Raw genomic sequence first — 26,107 nt, 5'->3', positions numbered from 1 at the left:
TTTACTTCTCCTTTATAAATTCATGAAACATATATTTTCTTGTAATATTCTTTAATCGATATAAATAGTCCAAAATAGCTTCCCCTAACCCATTTTGTGCTACATCACTTGTAAAAAGTTTAGCAGTTTTTAATACTTCATTAGATGAATTATCCATTGCATATGAATAATCAGTAAGTTTTAACATCGGGGTATCATTATTACTATCTCCGATAGTCATTACTTCTTTTAGCATTACTTCTTCATTGCTATAAATATTTTCAACCATTCATCTAACGGCACTTCCTTTATTAACTCCTAACGAATTAATTTCTATATTGCAATGGGTCACAATAATTTCCATTTTATCTTTTAGGTGTTTGATACTATCATATATTTTTTCATATAGTGTTGTTGATGGCTGATCGTCAATGGCATACAACTCAATTTTAATAGGTTTTATAAACTCACCTTTTCACAATTTAGGTATCATTTTCTTATTTTTGTCACTAACAAAATGATAATTTATAACCTCGTCAATTATAATTTTTTCATCTTTTAGATAAAAATAATTTTTGTCATCTCAAAAAATAACTTGTAAATTTAACTCATTTGCAATTTTAATTACTTCTTCTAAATAAGAGAATTCAATATTTCAACTCTTAATAATCTCTGCTTTTTTCACGTCATATATTTCAGCACCAGATGAACAAAGAAGATATCTCACATTTAGTCTTTTAGCTAAATTTAACATACGCTCTTGCACCGGATTTCCGGTGCATATGTTAAAATCAGCACCATTATCAATAGCAAACCTAATATCATATTCGGTATCTGGTCTTAAATCAAAATTTCGATACAGCGTACCATCTACATCGCTAAAAATAACAGGTTTTTTGTTATTAATTATTGCATACATTATTTAGCTCTTCCTTTCTTAGCTTTAAAAGCTATTTTCTTGCGCTTAACCAATATTGCTATTATTATATATAAAAATAATGCACTAAAGCTAATTGTGGGGACAACATATCCAACAATTTTCCACTTTTTATTGCTATCATTATTTTTATCATATTCTCTATTATAAAACCAATGGCCATATAGAACAATCTTGTTGCTACTAATATTTTTTAATTCCTCAATTTTTTTGGCTTCTTTTAAATATTTTTTCTTTGTTAACCAAGTTCAAACTAATATGGCTGCTTCAGGCAAGGGGAGTTTTTGACTTCTCAAAATTACTATCAATTTTTCATCATCATTTTTTGTTTTATTATAGTTATCAACAAGATCAATAAAATCCTTAGAAATATATTTTTTAGCAGTTATATTATTATCCAATGCTTGTGACTCTTTTGATGTTAAATCAGAACTTTTACCATTTATTTCTATTTTATCCAAGGCGTTTAACCCTTTTTCACTACCCCACTCAAAGAATGATTCATAAGTATAATCCTTATAAGAAATATTTTCATCTTTTACTTTTTTAGCCAAAAGAAAATCATCTCAATTAAGCTTTTCATATTTTTGTTTAATAGCACTAAATTCAAGACTTTTATCTTCTTCAACTTGATTTTTATTTTTACATGAAACAACTAATGGTGCAGTTGCAAAAACAGGTAATGTAACTAATGATGATAGAAATATTTTTTTTTGCATTTTCTTCATAATTACAATAAATTTTATAATAATTAAGGCTATTTTTTGAATATTTGAAATAACCAAAAAATATTACATTATTTATGTTTAAATTATTAATAGCATTATTCTAAAAATAAGGAGGTAAAAATATGAATAATCTTTTAATTGCCTTGATTGTAATTAGTGCATTAGCACTAATAGGAATAGTTTCCATATTATCTTATTTAATCACACAAAGATTAAGAGCTGAAAAGGCAAAAACAAAAACTGAGGAAATTATAAAAAATGAAATCCAAAACCATCTAAATGAAATTAATAACCATATTGAAATAAAATTAGATAAGTTAGAACTAAATCAAAAAGTTTTTTTAGCTGAAATCATGGGTGATAAAATAAATAATTTAAAAAATGAATTAAACAAAACAATAAATGAATTTGGAAAGTCTTATAATGAAATAATCAACAATAATTTGGTTCGAATAGCTAGTGTTATAAAAGAAAGTAATAAGGCTCAAAATGAAGATCTAAATAAATTATCAAATGTTTTAAGAGAAAATGTTAATACAAGACTTGAAGATATAACTAAAAGAAATCGTGAGTGATTTGAAGAAATTAAAACAAAAATAGATAAACACTTTGAAGATAAATTAACAAAACAAATCAATGAACATTTTAATAATATCAAGAGCTCGATGGATGAAATGAACAAAGGCATGACTGAATTTAGCACTATTCAAAAAAGTGTTATTGATCTTAACAAAGCTTTTTCAAACAATAAAACTGTAGGAAATTTTGGTGAATTCTCATTAAGACAAATTTTAGAAAACCATTTTCCGTCACTTAAAAATAATCTCTGATTTGAACAATATAAAATTGATCCAAAAAGTGATGAAAAAGTAGATTTTGTTATTAGGTCAAAAAATATTATTGATGGCAAAGAACAAGAAATCATTATCCCGATTGATAGTAAATTTCCTTTAGATACATGAAATAAATATATTGATAAGGAAAATGAAGTAGATAAAAAGGATGCTCTTAAAAAATTAAGAGATAAACTTAAAGAAATGGCTAAAAGTATTAGAGATAAATATATCAAGCCATATCATAATACTACACCTTTTGCCATATTATTTCTGCCATCTGAAAGCATACACCTAACATTAATTCAAGACAATAACTTTATACCTGCAATATTCAATGATTATAAAATATTAATAATAGGCCCAAGTTTTATGATGGCTTTTATATATAGTTACTCTGTTCAAAACCAAAATTATAGAGTTGCAAAAGATATTGAAAAAATTAAAGATTTATTTATCGAAATTCAAAATAAATACAATGCTGTTAATAACAATATTATTGATGGTTTAGATTCTATTGGACAAGCATCTAAAAAGATTGGAAAAGCATATAAATATACAAACGAAGTCATTAATAAAATTAGCAAAAACTCTAATGAATTAGGCATTCCTGCCCCCGTTATAAAGGAAACCACTGAAAAGAAGAAAAATAAAATAAATGCCCTAATTTCTGATGACATTTAAAAAAATAAAAAAATATGTTGCACATATTGTGCAACATATTTTTCAAACTAAAATTATTTTGTAATCTTTGTTACAGTTCCGGCACCAACAGTTCTACCACCTTCACGGATTGAGAATCTTGTTCCTTCTTCAACAGCAATAGGTGCAATTAAAGTAACTTTTAATTCAACTGTATCCCCTGGCATAACCATTTCACGTTGTCCGATGAATGCAATTCCACCTGTAACGTCTGTTGTACGGAAGTAGAATTGTGGTTTATAGTTTTGGAAGAAAGGTGTGTGACGTCCACCTTCTTCTTTTTTAAGAACATAAACTGTAGCTTCAAATTCTGTGTGAGGAACGATTGTTTTAGGTTTTGCTAAAACTTGTCCACGTTCAATTTCTGATCTATCAATACCACGTAGTAATAAACCAGCATTATCCCCAGCTTGAGCTTCTTTTAGGTTCTTTCTAAACATTTCGATACCGGTAACAACTGTTTTCTTAGTTGGCTTTAATCCAACAATTTCAACTTCTTCGTTAAGTGATAAAACACCACGTTCAACTCTACCAGTTGCAACTGTTCCACGTCCTGTAATTGTGAAAACGTCTTCAATAGCCATTAAGAATGGTTTTTCTGTTTCACGTTTTGGTTCTTCAATGTATGTATCAACAGCATCCATTAAGTCCATAATTTGTTGCTCATAAGCGGCGTCGCCTTGTAATGCTTTAAGAGCTGAACCAGCAATAACAGGTGTATTGTCTCCATCGAAACCATATTCGTTTAGCAATCCACGGATATCCATTTCAACTAAACCAATCATTTCTTCTCTTTCATCATCACTAAACATATCAATTTTGTTTAGGAAAACAACAATTTTAGGAACACCAACTTGTTTTGCCAATAAAATGTGTTCACGTGTTTGAGGCATAGGACCATCAGTAGCAGCAACTACTAATATTGCACCATCCATTTGAGCGGCACCTGTAATCATATTTTTAACATAGTCAGCGTGACCCGGACAGTCAACGTGTGCATAGTGACGCTTTTCTGTTTGGTATTCGATGTGTGAGGTGTTAATTGTAATACCACGTGCTTTTTCTTCTGGGGCATTATCGATTGAAGCGTAATCTCTAGCTTCTGATAAACCTTTTTTAGATAAAACTGTTGCTATCGCAGCTGTTAATGTTGTTTTACCATGGTCAACGTGACCGATTGTTCCAACGTTAACGTGAGCTTTTGAACGGTCAAAATCTACTTTTGCCATTTTCTTTCCTTTCGAGTTAACTATATAAATTTTTAATTTTTTTATAGATATTAAAATCTTTAAGATTAAACGCGTTTAACCACCTAAGCATAGCCTTTCATCTATGTCCTGTCCAAATTAAGGCGTTTAACATTGATTTTTAAAGTAAATAAGTAATGAAATAATTTTAACAAAAATAAAAATTTTTAAAATTTTTTTAAACTTTTATTATAAAAACTTTAAAAAAGTAATATAAATTTTTCAATTTAATTTAAGTCGTTTTTTCTTTTTTAATTATCAAAAAATCACAAAATATAATAATACTAAATTAATAGTTATTAATTAGAATCCCTTAAAATTCTACCTAAAACTATTTGCAATTGTTCTAAAGGAACAGACTGTAGTACGCCATTTTCAGCAAGCGTTATACCACCGTTTTCTTCGCTCACAATTAATGTTGAAGCATCACTCATTTCAGAAATTCCCATTCCGGCTCGATGTCTTGCACCATATTTATTATCAATTGACTTCTTAGTTATTTTATAAAATGTAGCAACATAGTAAATTTTATTATTTCTTATAATAACCGCGCCATCATGTAAGGGGCTATGTTTATTAAAAATAGAAATTAAGATCGAGGAAGAAATATTCGCATCCAAAATAATTCCATCTGTTCTTAGCGGGTCTAAATTATCATTATTTTCAATTGTTATAATTGCACCAGTTTTTGTTGCCGAAAGCTTCTCTAACGCTTCTCTCAATTGATAAATTATTCTAATTTTAGTTGAGCTTCCAAGGCTCTTTTTAATAGACTTATTTTTCTTCTTGGCATTTACAATGTTAATAATATAATTAACTGATAAAACAACCGAAATAAAGATTACAAAAAATAAAATAATATATTCAACCATTAAAAACCTCATCTAATTTTATGAATTACCATTTGCTAATTTAATAATTACTATCAAGACAATGATTTGAATAATTATTACAAAAATAATTGCCAAAATTCTTCTTAGTTTACTAATTGGTTTTGCTTGTGTTGCCTGTGGAGAATCAGATCATCTATCGAACTCAATATATGTTTGATACTTCATTTGCAATTGTGTTTGTCTATTCTGGGCTTGCTTAATTATTTCCTTATTTCTTTCATCCATAATATTCATAAATCTCATCTTTTGAAAATAATTAAAAATTTCCATCTCAGAATAATCCTTAAAAAATTTAGCATTCTTCTTATATGACTGAAATTCAGTAATGATTCTTGAGATATTATCGCTCTCAGGATCATAATTCAGGGTTCTTGTATCTTTTTGTTTTTGAGCCATCTTTCTCCTAACAATCAATAAATCATCATTTTAATATGTTTGATTATTAATTAAGATTATTTTATTATAATTACACATATATTAATAAAAATTTTATATTAAATTACTAAAAAATATAGGAGATAAAATGAAAAAAACAATCAAGGATATTGAACTTAAAGGAAAAAAAGTAATTCTAAGAGTTGATTTTAATGTCCCTGTTTCTAACGGAATGGTTATGGACACAAAAAGAATCGATGCAGCATTGCCAACAATCAAGTACATTTTAGACCATGGCGCATCACTAATTATGCTTTCACATTTAGGAAGAATAAAAGCTCCTGAAGACAAATTAAATAAATCGTTAAAGGTTGTTGTAGAAAAGTTTTCTGAAATTCTAGGCAAAAAAGTGGACTTTATTCCTGAAACTAGAGGTGAAGAAGTTAAAAAGGCAGCTTCAAACCTAAAACCAGGAGAAATTATTTTCTTAGAAAACACTCGTTTTGAGGATTTAAATGATAAGGCTGAGTCGGGAAACAATGAAGAATTAGCAAAATATTGAGCTAGCCTAGGAGATGTTTATGTTAATGATGCCTTTGGCGCTTCACATCGTGCTCATGCTTCAACGGCAGGTATTGCAAAATTCATCAAGGAATCAGCACTTGGTTTATTAATGAACAATGAAGTTTTACACTTATCTAAAATATTAGATGGATTCGAAAGACCATATGTTGCTATTATTGGAGGAGCAAAAGTTAGTGACAAAATCAAGGTACTTGAAAAATTATTCAATGTTGCTGATAAAGTTCTAGTTGTTGGTGGAATGGCATATACCTTCCAAAAAGCGTTGGGTCACAAAGTGGGAACATCAATTTGTGAAGATGACAAAGTAGAAATGGCAAAACAATATTTAATTGAATATAAGGACAAAATTGTTTTACCAATTGACAATGCTTACACTGATGAATTCGCTGATAAAACTCCTTTATTTACAACAAAAGATAATATCAACATTCCTGATGGATATATGGGATTAGATATTGGCCCACAATCAGTTGAGCTATTTAACGAAATTATCGCTTCCGCAAAAACAATATTTTGAAACGGACCTGCGGGAGTAACTGAATTCAAAAACTTTGAAAATGGAACAAAAGGTATTGCTATAGCTATTGCAAATAATGAAAGAGCTTACTCTGTTGTCGGTGGCGGTGATTCAGTAACTGCTATTAACAAACTAGGATACCAATCAAAATTCAGTTTTATTTCAACCGGTGGCGGAGCTTCTATCGAATTCATTCAAGGTAATAAAATGCCCGGTTTTGAAGCAATTCAAGATAAAGAGTAATAGTTTAATATAAATTAAAAGAGAGTTCATTTTTCAATGGACTTTTTTGTTTAATTTGTTAAAATTCTTTTATGAAAAAAACATGTTTAACATTAAAAGAAACTCAGTTTGCGATTGAAAAACTAAAAGACGTTTTTTCACATAAATTAAGAAAAGCCTTAAATCTTACAAGAGTATCAGCACCTATGTTTCTAAGAAGTAGTAGTGGCTTAAATGATGGTCTCTCAGGAGAAAAACCAGTTATATTTAGACCTAAAAATATTAATGAAGATATCGAAATTGTTCACTCACTAGCAAAATGAAAAAGAGATGCCCTAGCAAGATATAATTTTAACGTTTATGAAGGTATCTATACTGATATGAATGCAATAAGACAACAAGAAAATATTGATAAAACCCATTCTTTTTATGTCGACCAATGAGATTGAGAATTAGTTATAAATAAAAAGGATCGTAATATTAATTTTCTTAAAAAGGTTGTTAAAAAAATATATAAATGCCTTAAAGAAACAGAAAAAACCATTAATAAAATTTATCAAATTTTCGCAACAAAACTTCCAGAAAAAATTTTCTTTATTAGTTCAAATGAACTATATAATCTCTATCCAAATATTTCGCCTGAGGAAAGAGAATACGAGATAGCAAAAGAACACAAAGCTATTTTTATTTACCAAATTGGTTATCTATTAAATGATAATAAGCCACATTCAAAAAGAGCTAAGGACTATGATGATTGGATGCTTAATGGTGATTTAATTGTTTATGATTCAATCAACGATATCGCTTTGGAACTAAGCAGTATGGGAATTAGAGTGGATGGTGATTCACTAAGAAAACAATATCAACTAAATGACTATGAAATAGCAAAAATAAGTCCATATCATAAGGCTATTTTAGAAAACAAATTGCCTTTAACTATCGGTGGGGGACTAGGGCAATCAAGAATTGCAATGTTTTTATTAGAAAAAAGACATATTGGTGAAGTTCAAGTTAGCATTTGAAATGATGAGACTAAAAAAACGATCAATGAAAATGGCATAATTCTCTTATAAAATGATATACTTTTATCATAATTAAAATACATAAAGAGTTGTTAGCTTGACGGCGATGAAACATGCCAACCTGTTCATATAGAATAAGGTGGATAGTCAGAGATTTTTACAAAAAATCTAACATGTATCATTTGTAAGTTTATTTAGTCAAAAAACAACCTATAAAATAGAGTTGTTTTTTTATGTTTTTAATTATAGCTATAGAAATTTAAAGGAGAAATACAATGAAGAGATTATTAACAAGCGAATCTGTGGGTGCGGGACATCCAGATAAAATTTGTGACCAAATTTCAGATGCGATTGTCGATGCTTTATTAAAGCAAGATAAATATTCAAGAGTAGCATGTGACGTTATAGCAAATGATGACCTCATATATATTGGTGGCCAAATTTCAACAAAAGGTTATATTGATACTATTAAGGAAGCATGAAAAATACTTAAAAATTTAGGCTATAAGGAAAACGATTTTAAAATAATTAACGCAATTACTGAACAAAGTCCTGATATTGCTCAAGGAGTAAACAAGGACAACAATAAAGAATTAGGTGCTGGCGATCAAGGGATTTTGTTTGGTTATGCCACTTGCGAAAATGAGTATTATATGCCATGACCTATTGTGCTAGCTCATGAATTAGTAAAGCGTGCCGAAAATTTAAGAAGACATAAAAAATTTCCATATGCAAAGTCAGATATGAAAAGCCAAGTCACAGTTGAATATGACGATAAAAAAAATACATATACTATTAAAAAAGTTTTAATGTCAATTCAACATGAGGAAAATTTTAATTATGATAAATTTAAAACCTTTATAAAAACAAATATCGTTGACTATGTTTTAAAAGAACATAATTTCAATTTAGATTATGAATTATTAATAAATCCCACCGGTAGATTTGTAATAGGGGGGCCAACCGGAGATACTGGCTTGACTGGTAGAAAAATAATTGTCGACACTTATGGTGGTTTTGCAAGACATGGTGGTGGGGCGTTTTCAGGCAAGGACGCAACCAAGATAGACCGTTCTGCAGCATATATGGCAAGATATATAACCAAAAATTTTGTTGCTGCTGGCATTGCAAAAAAAATGGAAATCCAATTATCTTATGCCATAGGATTACCTAGACCACAATCAATTTATATTGAAACTTTTGGTACTTCTAAATATACAGAACAGGAAATAATTAATGCCGTTTATAAATTATTTGATTTAAGTGTTGAAGGAATTATAAACACACTAAATTTATTAAATCCAATTTTTCTACCAACCGCAACTTTTGGTCATTTTGGTAGAAATGACCTTAATTTAAGTTGAGAAAAAATTGACAAAATAAATGAAATAAAAGATTTCTTTAAAAATATAAAAAGATAAATTATAATTTTATATGTGTCTAGGGGATTAGTTTAATGGTAGAACAATGGACTCCAAACCCATTTGTGCGGGTTCGATTCCTGCATCCCCTGCCATATCATAAAATTGTTATAAAACAAGATGCATTACAAATGTATCTTGTTTTTTTAAAAAAGTAAAGCATTTCTTATTAATAGGTTTTAATAGGAAATGTAAAACGGATAACTTCGTGTTCTATGGCGATTTGGTTTATTTTTAATTTTTTCATTAGTTATATCGGTATAAATATCTTTTCTTTTTTTCTCAAAATCTGTTAAATTCTGGATTTCTATTTTTTATATTTCACATTAACTCCTATAATGATTTTAAACTATAGGATGTTGCAAAATGATTGATAATTTACAAATTACGAACAAAAATATGCCTTATTAAGAAATGGCAAAAAAGAATTTATAATTATTAAAAATAGCAAATAATATAGGAATTAAATTAAAATAAAGGAATAAAAATGGGATACCCAAAAATTATTATTAATGAAACTAAATTCAAAACTAACGTTAAAAGAGCAATCGAAATTTGCAAGGTTAAAAATATTGAAGTTTTAGCAGTAACTAAAGGTTTTTGCGGAAATAGAAGAATGGCGGAATTATATGCTGAGGCCGGCATAAAAAACTTTGGAGATTCACGGCTAGATAATTTTGAAATATATAAAGATATACCGGGTCACAAACAACTTTTAAGAATACCAATGATTTCTGAAATACCAAAAATGATTGAATTATGTGATTCATCATTAAATGGCGATTTAGATGTTATTAAAAAAATTAGTGATTATTGTTTAAAAAACAATAAAAAGCCGCATGAAATTGTTTTAATGGTGGACTTAGGTGATAGAAGAGAAGGCGTTTTGCCAGAAGATGCTTTAAAATCAGCTAAATTAATTAATGAAATGAAAGGTGTTAAATTAATTGGTTTAGGATGCAATTTTGGGTGTTATGGTGCTAGAATACCATCTGATGAAACAATGAAACAATTCGTTGAAATCCAACATCAAATTGAGAGTGAACTTAATATCAAATTAACTCATATGTCAGGCGGAAATTCATTAAGTTTACATATGGTGTGAGAAAATCGTATGCCAGAAGAAATCAATGTTTTAAGAATGGGTTTTGCAATGATTTTTGGTACTGAAGATATGTATCGTCAAACAATTGATGGAATGTATCGTGATGCATTTAGATGCGAAGTTGAAGTTGTTGAAGTTGATTATAAAAGCTCAATGCCAATTGGTGCTTGTGGAATTGATGCGTTTGGACATGTTCCTTATTTTGAAAACATTGGTGATATAAAAAGAATTATTTTGGCAATTGGTAAATTGGATACAATGTTTGATGCCATGATCCCATATGATGAAAAACTAAAAATTTTAGGTGGATCTTCAGATCATATGATTATCAATGCTCAAGATTCAGATATTGAATATAAAGCCGGTGACATCGTTACTTTTGATCTTGACTGAGGAAGTTTATTATATCTATTCAATTCTTCATATGTAATTAAAGAATTTGAAAAATAGTTTAATTTTTGTAAAAAAATAACCAAACTTATTGAAAAAGAGATTTTTTTAATATGCCAAAAAAGAAATTAAAATGCTAAGAGCAAAAGAATTATATGATAAATATAAATTAGCAACTTAGGAAAAGATTTGCAAAATTATTAAGCAAAATACCAAAGATCTTATTCAATAATACCAGAATAAGAAATGAAAAAACACCTTGTTACGATAGATATGAGCATGAAAAAGCGATAAAAGATAACTATCGAAATGGTAGTTATTCTAAAAATCTAAGATCAAATTTAGGTGAAATTGAACTTCAAATTCCGAGGGATAGAAACTCTTAATTTAAACCAACAATAGTTCCAAAATACCAGTATGATATTTCTAAAATTGAAAGCCAAATTATCGGTCTTTATTCAAAAGGAATTTCAACGAGAGTTATCTCTCAAACTCTTAAGGAAATGTACGGAGTTTAAGTTGATGCTGCTTTCGTTAACAGAGTAATTGATAAAGATAATTTTCACACATAGCGGAGTGAAAAAATCGACCTTTAGAAAAAACTTATGCCATGTTTTTTATTGGTGAATAAGATTTAAAGTTAAAGAAGAAAATAAACTTGTTGAAAAGCCAGTTTACATAGTTATGAGATACTCTTTGGAATGATATAAGGATGTTTTGGGGGGTTCTTAATCGGAGAATCTGAAAGTGCAAAATATTGAATTCAAGTACTAAATGACCTTAAATTAAGGGGCATTCATGGGATATATCTCATGGCGGGTGATAATTTAGTGGGAATTAGCGAAGCAATCAAAGCTGTTTATCCTAAAACACAAATTCAAAAGTGCATAGTTCATCAAATAAGAAATTCGGCAAAACATGTTAACTATAAAGATTTAAAAGAATTTACCCAAGATATGAAAAATATTTATAAATCCAGCAACCTGGATGAGGCTTCAAGATTTCTTGAAATTTTTGAACAAAAATGAGATTCTAAATATCATTATGCAGTCAAAAGTTGAAGAAATAATTTCGATGAATTAGTTACTTTTTTTAATTTTCCAGCGGAAATTAGAAAACTAATTTATACAACAAATGTTATTGAAAATTTAAATAGAAATATTAGAAAAATTTCTAAAAATAAAACTCCATTTCCTACTGATGACTCTTTAATAAAAATAATTTATTTTGCAATTCAAAATCAAGTTGAAAAATGAGAGAAATCCGTTTCTGACTGAGGGGTTGTTTATAACCAATTGCAAATAATTTTCGAATAATAATAATAATAATAATAATAATTTAAAATAACCAAAATAACATTTAGGAGATTAAATTCTCCGATTTTGTTATGTTATTTGGTTATTTTTACATAATAAATTTAGATTTATGTAAGCTATTCTCAAATCTCTTACTCAAAAAGTAAGCAGGAGATAAATTTACACAAAATTTACTACACTACCTATTAATAATGCAAATTATAAATATTTATCTCTTTTTCGCTACCATCCTTTGCTTCCAATTCTTCATATTCCTTTATTTTTGAATAATCACTAGGTATGTATCTATTTATAAAAATTTTTAAAGTTGCATCTTTTTTATCGTTATCTATTCCGATTATTATAATATCTGCAATGTCCAATTCCTTATCATTATATTTAACCTTATGTTTATTAATAGCTGAAAGAAAAGATCTTGTTTGTAAAAAACTGGGATAAGGTGAATGAATTGTTTTTTTTCAATTTGTTACGTCTTTATAAGTGTCTTCTGAGCTTGTTTTAAAAATTTTAAAATCTTCTAAATCCTGAAATGGTGTAGCATATCATTGCTCAAATTCAAACCCATAGGGTAGAAATTGAGTAATCATTTTTTTAGGAAGATAAAATAGCACTATATCCTTTAAATTTGATATTTTTTCTTCAAATTCTTCTCTAAAATCTCCTTTATTATCTTTTGATGTATTTATAAGTTTAATTTTTAATGGGATAACATAAAAACCCTCTTTCTTAATGCTATTTATATATTTTTTAACTTCCTCTATTTTATTAGAGGTTTTAAATTCATATTTTTTAAAAGGATTTTTAATTAAAATGTTATCGCCCTTAAAGGCATCCTTATAAAGGGTTACATCTTCTAAATAATTTCTATGAGGCATTGATGGTCCGATTGGCATATTAAGACGATCTAAATGCGTTATCACCGAATATATGCTAAAGCCAAGCAATGGAGCACCAATCACAACAGTTGGCACCAGCGCGCCTATTAATGCAATTTTTGTTTTCTTTTTCATTATTTTATTAACTCGCAATCCTTTAATCTTTCTGTAATTTCACTTCCAGTAACAAAATTAGCACCATCCCAAAAATATTTTCCTAGTTCACCTTGATCTTTATTTTCTAAATATTCAAGCCATTTAATGTTGTTTGTATCAATAATAACTTGATTTCATTTGTCATATCAATTAAAATTAACTAGTGCTCTTCCATCTTCATAAACTCCATAAGCTACATAAATATGCGAAGATTCGCCATTCAATTCATATCCACCATTCTTAAATTCTCTTGTATCCGAAACTAGAAATGCTGGTATTTTTTTATCCTTAATAAAATTTACAATATTATTGCTTCTGTTATATCAATAACTAAATGTATAATCAACATATTTTTTGTTTAATAGATTTTTAATAATTTCTTTCCTATTTCAGTATGTTGTACCCTTCTTGAATTTAAATTTTTCTAAAAGATCTTTCATATAAACATCATTTAATTTTGGAGAAAAATAATTTTCTTTTAAATATTTAACTTTTTCATTATTAGTTAAATTGGAAAAATATGTTCTGAGCTGATGAGTTTTTTCATACTCATAATCATAAACAAGGTCACCATTTATAATTTCCCATGGCATTGAGTCATAATCATATATTATTCCTGCATCAAAGGATTCTGTTTTATCTATATATTTTTCTTCTTCTTGAAATCCTAAATATCTAGGATTTAAAAAATAATTATTATAAAGTATCATCTGATTTATGGCAATATAGCCGCATATTCCATCTCAGTCTTCTTCGTTTGTGTAATATTTAGCATCATTAATCCAAAAACCTTATTGTTATTTGATTTAAAAAATCATGAATGCCTAATTTCATCATCAGCATATAAAAAACCGTTGTATTCATTTCTTATACCATTTTTCTTGAAATCTGTTAAACTAGAATTTTTTACGGTGTTTAAATTCCAAATATTAAAATTGCTAAAATTAACATTTTTAAAATTTTTTTCAATTTTTTTAGATTGATCTTTTCAATCATCGGTCACATTTTTGGTTTTCTTAATAGGCCTATGAACGTCACCGGGAAATGGTTTATCCCTATCGCGAATATTTGTATAATCAAATGATGTTTCGCTATTTCTTAATATTATTGTATCCTTATTAGGAAACATTAGCATCATTTCTGGCGTAAAAATATAATAAGGATTAACTTCTACTATTTTTTCTCTACCATGATCAAAGATTGAATAACCACCATTTTCATAGCCGACTATATAGTTATATTTATCAATATTAAAAAAATTACCTGATATAAATTTAATTTTGGTATCTTGTCGCCCTGTTAGTCTTATAAAATCGTACAAACAATAAGCACCAACTTTTTCCTTATATTTTATTTCTAATGCTTCATCTGTATTGTTACTATTTTTAGTATAAGAGATAACCAATATTGGACTAACCACTAGCGGCAATCCTAGTAAAAAACTTATCTTTTTCATATATCCCCCTTAACTTAATTTTAAAACTTTAAATTTTTTCAACAATAAATGAGGCGTTTTTTACAAAAAAATACATATTTAATATCAAAAAATAGACCCAAAACCCTAACTAGTTTTAGGCCTATTGGTTCTATTATTAACCTTTATTTTTTATAAAATATTCATTAATAAAATACTTCATTCTTACAATTTAATATTTTAAAAATTAAAACATTAAATAAAAATTAATATTTTATCCCTGTCATTAATAAACAAATACATTATAAAAATTTCTTTTGTAATTTTATTTAGCTATCTTAAAATAACAAACATCTCCATCCTTCATTATATAATTTCGGCCTTCTAGCATCATTTTACCCGCTTCTTTCGCTTGTTTTTCACCACCACAAGCAATATAGTCATCGCACTTAATAACCTCAGCTTTAACAAATTTCTTTTCAAAATCAGTATGAATAATCCCGGCACATTCAGCCGCATTCATTCCTTTTTTAAACACTCAAGCTCTTGTTTCAACTTCTCCAACAGTGAAATAGGTAGCTTGATCTAATAAATAAAAACTCTTAGATATAAGTTCGGCAAGTCCGGATTTATCGATATTATATTCATTTAAAAACATTGTTTTTTCTTCATTTAAAAAGCTAGATACTTCATATTCAATTTTTATACAAATTGGAATTATATATTCATTATTTTTTTCTAATTCTTGTTTTAATCTTAAAAAATGTTTTGCTTCTGATAGATTTTTGTATGAATTTGCATCAAGATTAGCAACATAAATAGTAGGCTTAATTGTAAGAAATTGATAATTTTTAATAATTGCCAATTCCTCAGATGAAAAGTCAATATCCTTTAGCATTTTTTCATCAGATAAATAATCTTTAATTCTAACCAAAAGTTCATATTCTTTTTTTAATTCCTTATCATTTGAGTTAATTGCCTTTTTGCCAATACGTCCTAGAACATTCTCAACCATCTGCAAATCTGCTAAAATTAGTTCTAAATTAATTATTTTTAGGTCGGCCAATGGATCAATATGATTTCTCACATGAACTATATCATCATTTTCAAAACATCTAATTACGTGTACTATTGCATCCACTTCACGGATGTTAGATAAAAACTTATTACCTAATCCCTCACCCTTCGAGGCCCCTTCGACAAGTCCGGCAATATCAACAAATTGAAATGTTGCTGGAACAATTTTTCTAGCATTAACAAGAGATGCTAAACTATATAATCTTGAATCTTCTAAATTAACTATTGCAATATTAGGTTCAATAGTAGTAAATGCGTAATTAGCTGACTCTGCTTCATTTAATGTTAAGGCTGAAAAAAGTGTGCTTTTTCCAACGTTTGGTAATCCCACAATCCCTGCTTTTAATGACATAAAAACCTCCGATAAAGAAAAAAATTTATACTAATAATTTTAATGTAATATAAGAAAATAATTTATTATTATAACAATAAATAACTCACAGAATTTAAGGTAGGTTTATTATGTATAAAAGATTCTCAAAAGGTATGATTGAGATTATCACAGGTCCCATGTTTAGTGGGAAAACCGAGGAACTGCTAAGAAGATTAAGAACATTATCATATGCTAAATTTAATAGTTTAGTAATTAAGCCTGAATATGACAATCGTTTTTCTGATAGCGAAATAGTAAGTCGCTGTGGATTAAAAGAAAGAACTTTTTCAATTAAACAAATTGAAGATATTTATGAATTGCTTGACAAAGCTAAATATGATGCAATTTTAATTGATGAGGCTCATTTTTTTGGAAATAATTTAATTTCAGTAGCCGATGATTTGGCAAACAAGGGATATTTAATAATAATTGCTGGACTTGACCAAGATTATCGACGTCAACCTTTTGGACCGATGCCTAATTTAATGGCTATTGCTGAAACAATTACTAAATTGCATGCTATTTGCGTAATATGTCAAAATGTTGCAACTACTTCATATAGAAAAATAAAAAATAAGAGCTTAAATTTATTAGGTAATTACAATGAATATGAAGCTAGATGTCGTAAGTGTCATTTATTAGGTGAAAATGTTCAAAAAATAAAATAAAAAAATGGGGCGTTCGAAGGGGATCGAACCCTCGTATGCCGGAGCCACAACCCGGAGCGTTAACCACTTCGCCACGAACGCCATTTTCTAAATTGCTTTATTATTTTAACATAAATAAACGTTTTTTTACAAATTTTAGGTTTATTATCTACAATGTAAAGCAAATTTTATAAGTTTGAGTTTTTAGTAGTTGCAATCAAAAAAACACACATTTATTTTGCGTGTTTTTTTGATAAATTAAGCTTTTGTATCTAATTGAAAAAGTTCAATTTCATAAATAGTAGAGTGACCTTTAAACTTAAATGGAAGAACAATTTTACCATCTGCTTTCTTTTCTAAGCAAAGTGCTTTTCTACTATTTTTCTTATTAGAATTACTTGCAAAAAGTATTTCTTTTTTACGCCAAAGATCAACGAAATCCTTTGAGAAAATTCCCGATCCAAGGTTTTTTGCTTTGTTTTTCTTGTTGGGTTTCTTTTCGGAGAACATAAAACCATTTTTTTGATCAAAAGTAACATAGCCAAAGTAGTGATGTTTTCTTTCATTTGACAACCTACTATTTCCTTTTGATATAGTAATAATTGCATTTTTAACATCTTCAGTAATTGAACTAGTTGATACAATTGAATTATTATTTATTTTATCAACTATTTTTTGTTGTTCCTCAGTTAGATTTTCCCTGACATTTGCATCCGGTTGTTTTTTCTTGGCATCTGTATTTTTATTTAAGTTGTTTTTTGCTTGCTCAAGTAAATTAGACAATTTTTTGGTAGCATCTTCTATTTTTTCAAAATCTGAATTATCTTGTTTAACAACTTCCTGTTGTTTTTTTAATTCATCGTCTAATTGCTTTTTAATATCATCATGTTTTTGGTTAGTAAGAGTTTTTGAATAATTTTCCACTTCTTTAGCTATTTTATTGAATGAGGCTAGTGCTTGTAGCTTAGAATCTTTTTCTTGTTGTGCATCATCAATATCCCTTTTTGCATTTTTGGCTTTAAGTGTAGCTTCAATTAATACTGATGAAATAGAATCAATTTGCTCCTTAGTACTTTTATCATTAATAGCATTTTCATTTTCTTGAATGACTTTATCCAATTCATCCTTTATTGCTTTATATCTAGAATCTGACTCCAATTCCTTGCTTATTTTTTTAGCGGCATTAAGATTATTATCAAATTCAACTCTTGCCTCGATTTCATCATCGATTGGTTCAGCCATTTTTTTTGCTTTTTCTGATGCATCTTTTAATTTTTTAGTTGCTGCTTCAAATTGTTCAGCAGTACTATTATCATTAATACTTTTAACTATTTCATTAACTTCCTTTTCCAGCATGGACTTTATTTCCGCATACTTAGGACCACTCAAATATGTTAATTGATCATCGATGATATCTTTTTGCTTTTTATATTCTTGTTTTGTTTTTTCTAAAATATTATTTGTATTATCACTACCGTGTTGTCCATCTATCATTTGTTTGGATTCTTTAGCAGTATCAATAGCATTGGCTATTTTATTTGCTGCTTGCTTGAATTGCTCAACACTAGACTTGTCAGAAATTTCTTTTTTAGCAGTATTAATAGATGATTCAAGTTTAATTTTAGCTTCCTTATACTTATCATCTAGCAACGAGGATAATAACTTATTTGCTTCATCCAATTTAGTGTTATATAAGGATTTAACAGCTTCTAATGAATTATTATTTTTTACATCTATAGTATTTTTCTTAATTTCACTAACTTGACTAACTAACTTTAATAATGCATCCTTAAAATTGGAATTTGTTGACTTATCAGAATTTAGCACCTTTTTAGCGTTATCGATAGCTTTTTTAATTTCTAACTTTTGTGAATCATTAAGTTTCTTATTAGATTTTAATTCTTGCTCAAAGGTTTCGATTTGCTGAGATAGCTCTTTTTTAGGTTTAGCATGTAACACGATCCCTACTGATAAACCAGTTGCAAGCACGACAGCTGTACCGCTAATAGAACCTAACGAAATTAGTAATTTACTCGATTTTTTCATTTTAATTTTCTCCCACATTTTTAGCGCAAAAATTATTATTAGTGCAATTCATTTATTGTACAGGTTTTACCTAATTTATAACATAACTAAATTAGTTATTTGTCATTTTCTTTAATTCATCGCTAGTAAATAGTTCTATTTCATATATCTTATCGCTGCCTTTAAACTTAAAAGGTAGAACAACTTTGCCATCCTCCTTTAATTCAAGACATAATGCTTTTCTTCTGCTATTTGAACCGGCATATAAGACATCTTTTCTATTTATTAAATCCATAAATTCTTTAGCAAATAAATTTCCAAGATCTTTCTTTTTTCCTTTTGAATTTTCAGAAAATTGCAAGGTTGGTTCTTGCCCTTTTTTTGGCCTCTTGTAGCTTAAATAGCCAAAGAAGTATCTCACGTGTTCATTTTTATCATGACTTTTAGGAGATTTGTATATTTCAATAATAGCTTTTTTAACATCCTCACTAATGGTGCTATTATTTAAAATTGTTTTATTTTTTATTTTTTCAACTAACGCCTTTTGCTCGGCTGTTAAAGTTTCTTCTGTAGTATCTGCTTTTTGTGCGTCTCTTTTGATTTGTTCAAAGAATTTTTTAAGACCTTTAGTAATATCTTTAACTTTGCGAGAAGTTGTATTTTCCTGATCTACAATACTTTTTTGTTTATTTAACTCAGCCTCTAATTTATTTTTAAGACCATCTTGTTCAGGCTTTTTTAATGTCTTAATAAACTCTTTAATTTCATTTTCTAATTTATAAAAATCGGCTTTTGCTGCTTTTTTAGTATCATCAGTTTTTGATTTATTATCATTTTTTTTCTTTTCTGCCTTAGCTTGATTAATTGCGTCATTAATTTCATTTGTGGCAGCAAGAAATTCATCCTTAGAACTTGATTTAGTTATCGTTTTTTTATTTTTATTAACTTTTTCTTCTAATGTCTTCTTAATAGTTGCGTATTCAGGTTTTGCTTCTAATGTTTTAATTAGTTCATTAGCTTTAGAAATAACTTTGTCATATTCTTCTTTAGCATTTTCTAAATTTTTATTAGAATTATTTAAATTATGAACATCAATTGATTGTTTTTCACTATTAGCAGTTTCAATAGCACTTATCAATGATTTAGTAGCATTTTCATACTGTTCTTTTGTACTTTTATCGCTAATTCCTTTTTTTGCTAAATTAATAGATGATTCCAATTTTGTTTTTATTTCTTTATATTCATCTTTTGAAAGCGTAGTTAGTAATTCGTTGGCTTCATTCAATTTAGATTCATATATTTTTTTAGCTTCGCTTAATAATAAATCAGGTTTTGAATCAAAGCTTTTTTTCCTAATCTCACTAACCTGACTAACGAGTTTTGATAATGCTTCTCTAAAATTAATATTTGATGATTTGTCAGAATTTAACACTTTCTTAGCATCATCAATTACCTTTTTAATCTCGGTTTTTTGTGATTCGTTAAGCTTACTATTAGATTCTAATTCTAATTCAAAAGCTTGAATTTGTTGTGCTAATTCTTTTTTTGGTTTTGCTTTCATAACTAAACCAACCGATAAACCGGTAGCAAGTAAAACTACTGCGCCTGTAATAGAACCTAACGTGATTCATAATTTACTTGACTTTTTCATTTTTTTATAATCTCCCTAAATTTAAAAATAAATTTTACTAAACAAATTTATTAAATCATTTAAACTGTTATTATTCTACAATGCTAGGATTTGTTTTAAGCATATTCTTTAATTCATCACTTTTGAATAACACTATTTCATAATTTTTTTCATGTCCCTTAAATTTAAAGGGCAATACGACAGTTCCGTCTTCTTTTAATTCAAGCGATAAGGCTTTTCTAGCATTGCTTGCTTTAGATGAAGTTGGAAAAACAATTTCTTTCTTTAATACTAAGTTAACAAATTCGCTAGCAAATATTTCATGGCCAAGATTTTTCGCCTTAATCTTTCCTTTTGGTCTTTTTTCTGAGAATTTAAAATCATGAGTTTTTTTATCAAAACTTATATATCCAAAGTAATAATTTACCTTTTCTTCATTAACTCTAGATTTCTTTTTAAATATTTCAATAATTGAATTTTTTACATCCTCGGTAACGGCAGCTTCTTTTATAATTGTTTTATCCTTAATCTTATCAACTATTTTTTGTTGTTCTGGATTTAAATTTTCTGATGCCTGTTCGCTTCTTTGAGATTCTTTCTTAATTTGTTCAAAAAAAGTCATAAGTTTCTTTGTAATTGTTTGAATTTTTTTGGCTGTTAAATTTTCTTTATTAATGTCATTTTTGCTTTTTTCTAATTCAGCTTCAAGTTTCATCTTAAGTTGAGTATGCTCAGGCTTTGTTAATGATTTTTGAATAAATTCAGTAATTTCAGTTTCAAGTTTTTTAAATTCAGCTTTTGCTTCATCATTTTTTTGTTTTAAAATTTCTTTTTTATCTATTTCCTTTTTTTCATTATTAGCAGATTCGATAGCAGTTTCCAATTCCTTAGTTGCACTTTTATATTCTTCGTCAGTGGTTTTATCATTAATCTTTGCTTTAATTTGGTTTAATGAATCATCTAATTTTTTCTTGACATTTTCATATTTAGCTTCCTTAAGAGAACTTGATAATTCCTCAGCCTCCTTTAATTTTTCTTCATAATCTTTTTTAGCATCAACCTTTGGTGTGGTTTGCTTATCAAGTTCTATTTTTGCTTTTCTTGCATTGTCAAAAGCTTTTTCTAGTTTTTTTATTGCTTCTTTAAAATCATCAATGGTACTGCTATCACTAACACTATTAACAATCGCTTGAACTTCTTCCTGTAATTTATCTTTTATATCTTTATATTTGTCACCAGCTAATTCAACATCATATATATCAAGAAAATCATTGGATAATTTATTATAAAAAATCTGTTGTTGTTCTTCTAATTGGTGTTGTATTTTATCATCAATTGTTTTTTTATCATTCTTAGTTTTTTCTATTAATTCAGTTATTAACTTTGTAGCACTATCATATTGTTGTTTAGTACTCTTGTTTGTAACTTGGTCTTTTAATTTCTTAAATGATTCATCAAATTTTTGTTTAATATCTTTGTATAAATCACCATCAAGTTCTTTTGATAATTTATCTCCTTCACTAATTTTTTCTTCATATTTATTTTTAGCTTCCAATAAATTCTTTTCTTCCAAATCAATTTGCTCTTTTAATTTCGAAGCTTCATTTATTGCTATTTGTAATTTAATTTTGGCTTCATCATAATCATGTTTTTTACTTTTGTTATTTAAATTATTAGTTATTTCTTTGATGGATAGATCTAATTTTGCTTTAACATCATAATACTTATTAGCTAAAAGCTTGTTTGATAGTTCTTTTGCTTCTTTAACTTTGTCATTAAAATCATTTTTAGTATTTTCGAGAGTATCAATTTCTTGTTTAGCTTGTATAGCTTCTTTTATCGCTACTTCTAGTTTTTGTTTTGCTTCGTCATAGTCGCTTTTTAAACTGCCATCATTTATATTTTTTGTTGACTCATAGATAAATAAATCAAGTCTAGATTTAATAGCTTCATACCTTGGATATGATAATAGTATTTGTAATTGTTTAGCTTCTTGTAACTTGTTATTATACGATTTTTTTGCAAACCTCTTTAACTTGTCAATATCCATTTCTTCAGTATTTGGATTTTGTTTAATTTCTTCAACAGAATTAACTAATTGCGCAATGGCATTTTCAAAATTTAAGTTTTGTGAAGAAGTGCCAGAAAGAAAAGCCTTGGCAGCTTCTATTGCGAGCTTAATTTTTGTCTTCTGGTTTTCGTTAAACGAAATATTAGTTTTTAATTCTTTTTCATATTGATCAATCTTTTGAATTAAAACATTTCTAGGCATAGATTGTTGTACAGTATAGATTGATATTCCCGCGGCTGCGACAATAGTTCCAACATTGGCTCCGCATAATGCAATTAATAATTTACTAGACTTCATTACGTACTCCTTATTTATAAAAATAATTACTAATTATATATTTAAAACTCATTGAACCTATTTATAGTCGCTAGGTTTCTCATTGCTTGTAAATAATTCAATTTCATATACCTTGGTATGATCTTTAAACTTAAATGGCAATACTATTTTTCCATCACTTTTTAATTCAAGAGCTAACGCCTTTCGAGCACTTTTACCTGTTTTATTAGTTGGAAAAATTATTTCCTTTTCATAGACAAGTTTAATAAATTCCTCATCAAAAAATCCAATACCAAGATTCTTATGTTTTATTTTGTTTTTATTCTTTCTAGTAGGCTTTTTCGATGAGAACTCAAAACTTTTATTTTTAAATTCAATGTATCCGAAATAATAATGAAAATTTTCACCAGGTACTTTGCTATTGTCTTTAAGTACTTCTAAAATATAATTTTTAACTTCTTCTGTAATTTTATCTGTCTTTAATAATGTTTTATTATTTAACTTATTAACTATATTTTTTTGTTCTTGTGTTAATCCATCATCAGGTTCTTCGTCCTTGTTTACTTCTAATTTAGCTTTTTCAAATATTTTTGTAAGTTTTTCCGTTGCTTTTTTGATTTTATTAGGTGTTGATGATTCGCTATTAACTATTTGTTTTTGCTTATTTAATTCATCTTCTAAATTAGTTTTAATGCTCATTTGACTAGATTTTGTTAATGTTTTTAAAAAATCTTCGACCTTTACTACCAAGGCCATAAATTCTGCTTCAGCATCCTTTTTTTCTTTTTCAGTATTTAATTTCTTATCAATTTTTTTCTTTTCTGACTTAGCTATTTTGATGGCTTTATCTACCTCACCAATTGCATTACCAATTTCTTCTCTAGTATTATTCACATTTACTGAATCTTTCTTTTCTTTAACCACCTTTTCTAAATCGTCTTTAATATTTTTATATTCATTGTTACTACCGAGCTCAGTAGCAATTCTTTCTGCTTCTGCAACTTTTTCATGCAATTTTTCTATTAATTTTAATCTAGCTCCGATTTCTAGTATTTTATCATAAGCACTAGCAATTAACTCTTCCAATTCCTTAGTTGCTTCATCATACTCTGTTTTTGTATGTTTTCCACTACCTAATTTAGTTTTTATTTCTTCCACTTTCAAATCTAGCTTATTTTTGACTGAACTATATCTACTATCTGAAAAATTATCATTTTCAAACTTTTCAACCTCTTTAACTTTGGCATCATAAGCTGCTTTTGACACTTCAGTTTCCAAAATTGTTTCTTTGGCTTTTTTAGCTTTTTTAATTGCCTCTTCTAATTTATTAATAGCATCATTGTATTGATCTTTTGTTGATAAGCTTTGCGATGCTTCTTGAACCTCTTTATCAAATGTAGATTTAACTTCAACAAATTTAGATTCCATTAATTGTTTAGATAATTCATCAGCTTCACTTTTTTTAGATTCAAACGCTTTTTTGGCTTTTTCTAATTCAGAATCTTCGCTATCATCAATCATTTTCTTTTGCTTATTAGCTTCAGTAATAGCATCTTCCAATTTTCTAGTTGCTTCATCATACTCTGTTTTTGTATGTTTTCCACTACCTAATTTAGTTTTTATTTCTTCCACTTTTGAATGCAATTTGTTTTTGACCGAACTATATCTACTATCTAAAAAATTATCATTTTCAAACTTTTCGACCTCTTTAACTTTGGCATCATAAGCTGCTTTTGACACTTCAGTTTCCAAAATTGTTTCTTTGGCTTTTTTGGCTTTTTTAATTGCCTCTTCTAATTTATTAATAGCATCATTGTATTGATCTTTTGTTGATAAACCTTGTGATGCATCTTGAACCTCTTTATCAAATGCAGATTTAACTTCAACAAATTTAGATTCTATTAATTGTTTAGATAATTCATCAGCTTCACTTTTTTTAGATTCAAACGCTTTTTTGGCTTTTTCTAATCCAGAATCTTCGCTATCATCAATCATTTTCTTTTGCTTATTAGCTTCAGTAATAGCATCTTCTAATTTCTTAGTTGCTTCATCATACTCTGTTTTTGTATGTTTTCCACTACCTAATTTAGTTTTTATTTCTTCCACTTTTGAATGTAGCTTATTTTTGACTGAACTATATCTACTATCTGAAAAATTATCATTTTCAAACTTTTCAACCTCTGCAACTTTGGCATCATAAGCTGCCTTTGACACTTCAGTTTCCAAAATTGTTTCTTTGGCTTTTTTGGCTTTGTTAATTGCTTCTTCTAATTTATTAATAGCATCATTGTATTGATCTTTTGTTGATAAGCTTTGCGATGCTTCTTGAACCTCTTTATCAAATGTAGATTTAACCTCAACAAATTTAGATTCTATTAATTGTTTAGATAATTCATCAGCTTCACTTTTTTTAGATTCAAACGCTTTTTTGGCTTTTTCTAATTCAGAATCTTTGCTATCATCAATCATTTTCTTTTGCTTATTAGCTTCAGTAATAGCATCTTCTAATTCCTTTGCAGCTCGGTCATATTGATCCTTTGTAGTTTTATCATTAATTAAATTGGTGTTTCTTTGAATAGTTCCATCTATTTTTTTCTTAACTTCTTCATATTTTGAATCAACTAATATAGAAGACAATTTCATAGCTTGCTGCAACTTTGCATTATATCTATTTTTAGAATTTTCCTTTTCTTTAATATCTGGGACTGGTTCAAAATTTTGTATGATTGCTTCATATGAACTAACTAATTGCGAAATAGCATTTTCAAAATTAGTATCATCCACGTTTTGCCCAATAAGAACCTTATTAGCTTCTTCGATAGCTTGTTTAATAGCAACCTTTTGTTCTTCACTAAGTCTTTTATTAGTTACCAATTCTTCTTGAATTTCTTTAATCTTTTTAATCAGAGCGTTTCTTGGTTTTTGTTTAATAGTTGTAGAAATAGAAATTCCTACTGATGCAATAATAGCACCCACATTAAGGGTACATAATGTTATTAATAATTTACTAGATTTTCGCATTCTTTAATACCTTTATGAAAGTTTAAGTTGTAATTTAATTATATATATTATATATTGTAGTACAGAGTGAAAATAATCATTATTTTCTAACTTGTTTTGGAATTTTTTTTAAAGAAAATTTAGGGTTTTCTTTAGGTTTAATGTAAAAATCTAATTTATAGTTATTTTTATAGTTTTTTATATTAGCTAATATATTTTAAATATCTACTGGCAGTTAAACTAACGCCAATAACTTATTTGAGTCCTTAAAAAAATAAATAAAATACAGAT

The 26,107-nt window shown here is 27.7% G+C and carries 20 protein-coding genes, 2 tRNA genes and 1 pseudogene; 9 read left to right on the top strand and 14 right to left on the bottom strand.

Translation table 4 applies throughout. From position 1 onward, the window contains the following. Position 1 precedes the first annotated feature (1 nt). Together ACWXVS_RS01925 and ACWXVS_RS01920 are read right to left on the bottom strand one after the other, a co-directional pair. Positions 2-898 carry a Cof-type HAD-IIB family hydrolase gene (locus ACWXVS_RS01925; protein WP_438340737.1) on the bottom strand — a complete coding sequence of 299 codons (897 nt, stop codon included), beginning with the start codon at positions 896-898 and terminating at the stop codon, positions 2-4. Beyond that, positions 898-1,644, bottom strand: coding sequence for a hypothetical protein (locus tag ACWXVS_RS01920; RefSeq protein ID WP_438340736.1), 747 nt, complete (start codon positions 1,642-1,644; stop codon positions 898-900). The genes ACWXVS_RS01925 and ACWXVS_RS01920 overlap by 1 nt, the downstream gene beginning before the upstream one ends. Positions 1,645-1,766: 122 nt before the next feature. Between ACWXVS_RS01920 and ACWXVS_RS01915 the strand changes: the two genes are divergently transcribed. Continuing rightward, positions 1,767-3,161 carry a DNA recombination protein RmuC gene (locus ACWXVS_RS01915; protein WP_455994752.1) on the top strand — a complete coding sequence of 465 codons (1,395 nt, stop codon included), beginning with the start codon at positions 1,767-1,769 and terminating at the stop codon, positions 3,159-3,161. A gap of 53 nt (positions 3,162-3,214) precedes the next feature. On the opposite strand, the gene tuf is transcribed toward ACWXVS_RS01915, so the two are convergent. The 3 genes from tuf to ACWXVS_RS01900 all read right to left on the bottom strand — a co-directional run bounded on the left by tuf (position 3,215) and on the right by ACWXVS_RS01900 (position 5,715). Beyond that, positions 3,215-4,408, bottom strand: a complete 1,194-nt coding sequence (tuf, locus tag ACWXVS_RS01910; RefSeq protein WP_438340734.1) for an elongation factor Tu — start codon at positions 4,406-4,408, stop codon at positions 3,215-3,217. 317 nt (positions 4,409-4,725) lie between these two features. Next, a complete protein-coding gene (locus tag ACWXVS_RS01905) occupies positions 4,726-5,298 on the bottom strand; it encodes a diadenylate cyclase (protein ID WP_438340733.1) in 573 nt (190 codons plus the stop codon). 18 nt (positions 5,299-5,316) lie between these two features. Next, complete coding sequence (locus ACWXVS_RS01900) at positions 5,317-5,715, bottom strand: hypothetical protein (protein WP_455994750.1); 399 nt, start codon at positions 5,713-5,715, stop codon at positions 5,317-5,319. 127 nt (positions 5,716-5,842) lie between these two features. Here ACWXVS_RS01900 and ACWXVS_RS01895 point away from each other — a divergent pair, with 127 nt between their 5' ends. From ACWXVS_RS01895 to ACWXVS_RS01865, 7 genes and pseudogenes are all read left to right on the top strand, one after another. After that, on the top strand, positions 5,843-7,039 hold the full coding sequence (locus ACWXVS_RS01895; protein ID WP_438340731.1) for a phosphoglycerate kinase: 1,197 nt from the start codon (positions 5,843-5,845) through the stop codon (positions 7,037-7,039). Positions 7,040-7,110: 71 nt separating this feature from the next. Further along, positions 7,111-8,091 (top strand): aspartate--ammonia ligase, encoded by a 981-nt coding sequence (asnA, locus tag ACWXVS_RS01890; RefSeq protein ID WP_455994748.1) that lies wholly within the window; start codon positions 7,111-7,113, stop codon positions 8,089-8,091. A gap of 224 nt (positions 8,092-8,315) precedes the next feature. Continuing rightward, a complete protein-coding gene (metK, locus tag ACWXVS_RS01885; protein ID WP_438340729.1) occupies positions 8,316-9,461 on the top strand; it encodes a methionine adenosyltransferase in 1,146 nt (381 codons plus the stop codon). Positions 9,462-9,482: 21 nt separating this feature from the next. Next, positions 9,483-9,556 (top strand) — tRNA-Trp (locus tag ACWXVS_RS01880). Positions 9,557-9,948: 392 nt separating this feature from the next. After that, a complete protein-coding gene (locus tag ACWXVS_RS01875; RefSeq protein WP_455994746.1) occupies positions 9,949-11,016 on the top strand; it encodes an alanine/ornithine racemase family PLP-dependent enzyme in 1,068 nt (355 codons plus the stop codon). A 137-nt stretch (positions 11,017-11,153) separates the two neighbouring features. After that, positions 11,154-11,474 (top strand): annotated as a pseudogene (locus tag ACWXVS_RS01870) (transposase). Positions 11,475-11,684: 210 nt separating this feature from the next. Further along, positions 11,685-12,272, top strand: a complete 588-nt coding sequence (locus tag ACWXVS_RS01865) for an IS256 family transposase (RefSeq protein WP_455994771.1) — start codon at positions 11,685-11,687, stop codon at positions 12,270-12,272. Between the two features lie 185 nt (positions 12,273-12,457). Here the strand turns inward: ACWXVS_RS01865 and ACWXVS_RS01860 are convergent, their stop codons facing one another. The 4 genes from ACWXVS_RS01860 to ychF form a co-directional block, all read right to left on the bottom strand. Continuing rightward, positions 12,458-13,282, bottom strand: coding sequence for a hypothetical protein (locus ACWXVS_RS01860; protein ID WP_455994744.1), 825 nt, complete (start codon positions 13,280-13,282; stop codon positions 12,458-12,460). Next, positions 13,282-14,013 (bottom strand): hypothetical protein, encoded by a 732-nt coding sequence (locus ACWXVS_RS01855; RefSeq protein ID WP_455994742.1) that lies wholly within the window; start codon positions 14,011-14,013, stop codon positions 13,282-13,284. The genes ACWXVS_RS01860 and ACWXVS_RS01855 overlap by 1 nt, the downstream gene beginning before the upstream one ends. A gap of 5 nt (positions 14,014-14,018) precedes the next feature. After that, the gene (locus ACWXVS_RS01850; RefSeq protein WP_455994740.1) at positions 14,019-14,759 is read right to left on the bottom strand and encodes a hypothetical protein; all 741 of its coding nucleotides are present in this window, start codon (positions 14,757-14,759) and stop codon (positions 14,019-14,021) included. A 283-nt stretch (positions 14,760-15,042) separates the two neighbouring features. After that, positions 15,043-16,146, bottom strand: a complete 1,104-nt coding sequence (gene ychF / locus ACWXVS_RS01845) for a redox-regulated ATPase YchF (RefSeq protein WP_455994738.1) — start codon at positions 16,144-16,146, stop codon at positions 15,043-15,045. Between the two features lie 110 nt (positions 16,147-16,256). Here ychF and ACWXVS_RS01840 point away from each other — a divergent pair, with 110 nt between their 5' ends. Continuing rightward, on the top strand, positions 16,257-16,835 hold the full coding sequence (locus tag ACWXVS_RS01840) for a thymidine kinase (RefSeq protein ID WP_438340723.1): 579 nt from the start codon (positions 16,257-16,259) through the stop codon (positions 16,833-16,835). 5 nt (positions 16,836-16,840) lie between these two features. On the opposite strand, the gene ACWXVS_RS01835 is transcribed toward ACWXVS_RS01840, so the two are convergent. From ACWXVS_RS01835 to ACWXVS_RS01815, 5 genes are all read right to left on the bottom strand, one after another. After that, positions 16,841-16,916, bottom strand: a tRNA-His gene (locus tag ACWXVS_RS01835). Positions 16,917-17,072: 156 nt separating this feature from the next. Then, entirely contained in the window at positions 17,073-18,860 is a 1,788-nt protein-coding gene (locus ACWXVS_RS01830) for a hypothetical protein (RefSeq protein WP_455994736.1), read from the bottom strand. A 91-nt stretch (positions 18,861-18,951) separates the two neighbouring features. Further along, on the bottom strand, positions 18,952-20,490 hold the full coding sequence (locus ACWXVS_RS01825; RefSeq protein ID WP_455994734.1) for a hypothetical protein: 1,539 nt from the start codon (positions 20,488-20,490) through the stop codon (positions 18,952-18,954). Between the two features lie 70 nt (positions 20,491-20,560). Then, positions 20,561-22,837: a hypothetical protein gene (locus ACWXVS_RS01820; protein WP_455994732.1), complete on the bottom strand. Its 2,277-nt coding sequence runs from the start codon at positions 22,835-22,837 to the stop codon at positions 20,561-20,563. A gap of 57 nt (positions 22,838-22,894) precedes the next feature. Beyond that, positions 22,895-25,837 carry a hypothetical protein gene (locus ACWXVS_RS01815; protein WP_455994730.1) on the bottom strand — a complete coding sequence of 981 codons (2,943 nt, stop codon included), beginning with the start codon at positions 25,835-25,837 and terminating at the stop codon, positions 22,895-22,897. Positions 25,838-26,107: the final 270 nt, after the last annotated feature.

Source organism: Mycoplasma sp. 327, from assembly GCF_053851655.1.
Note: the sequence above shows the minus strand (reverse complement) of the source record. Positions and strands in the feature narration are given on the sequence as shown.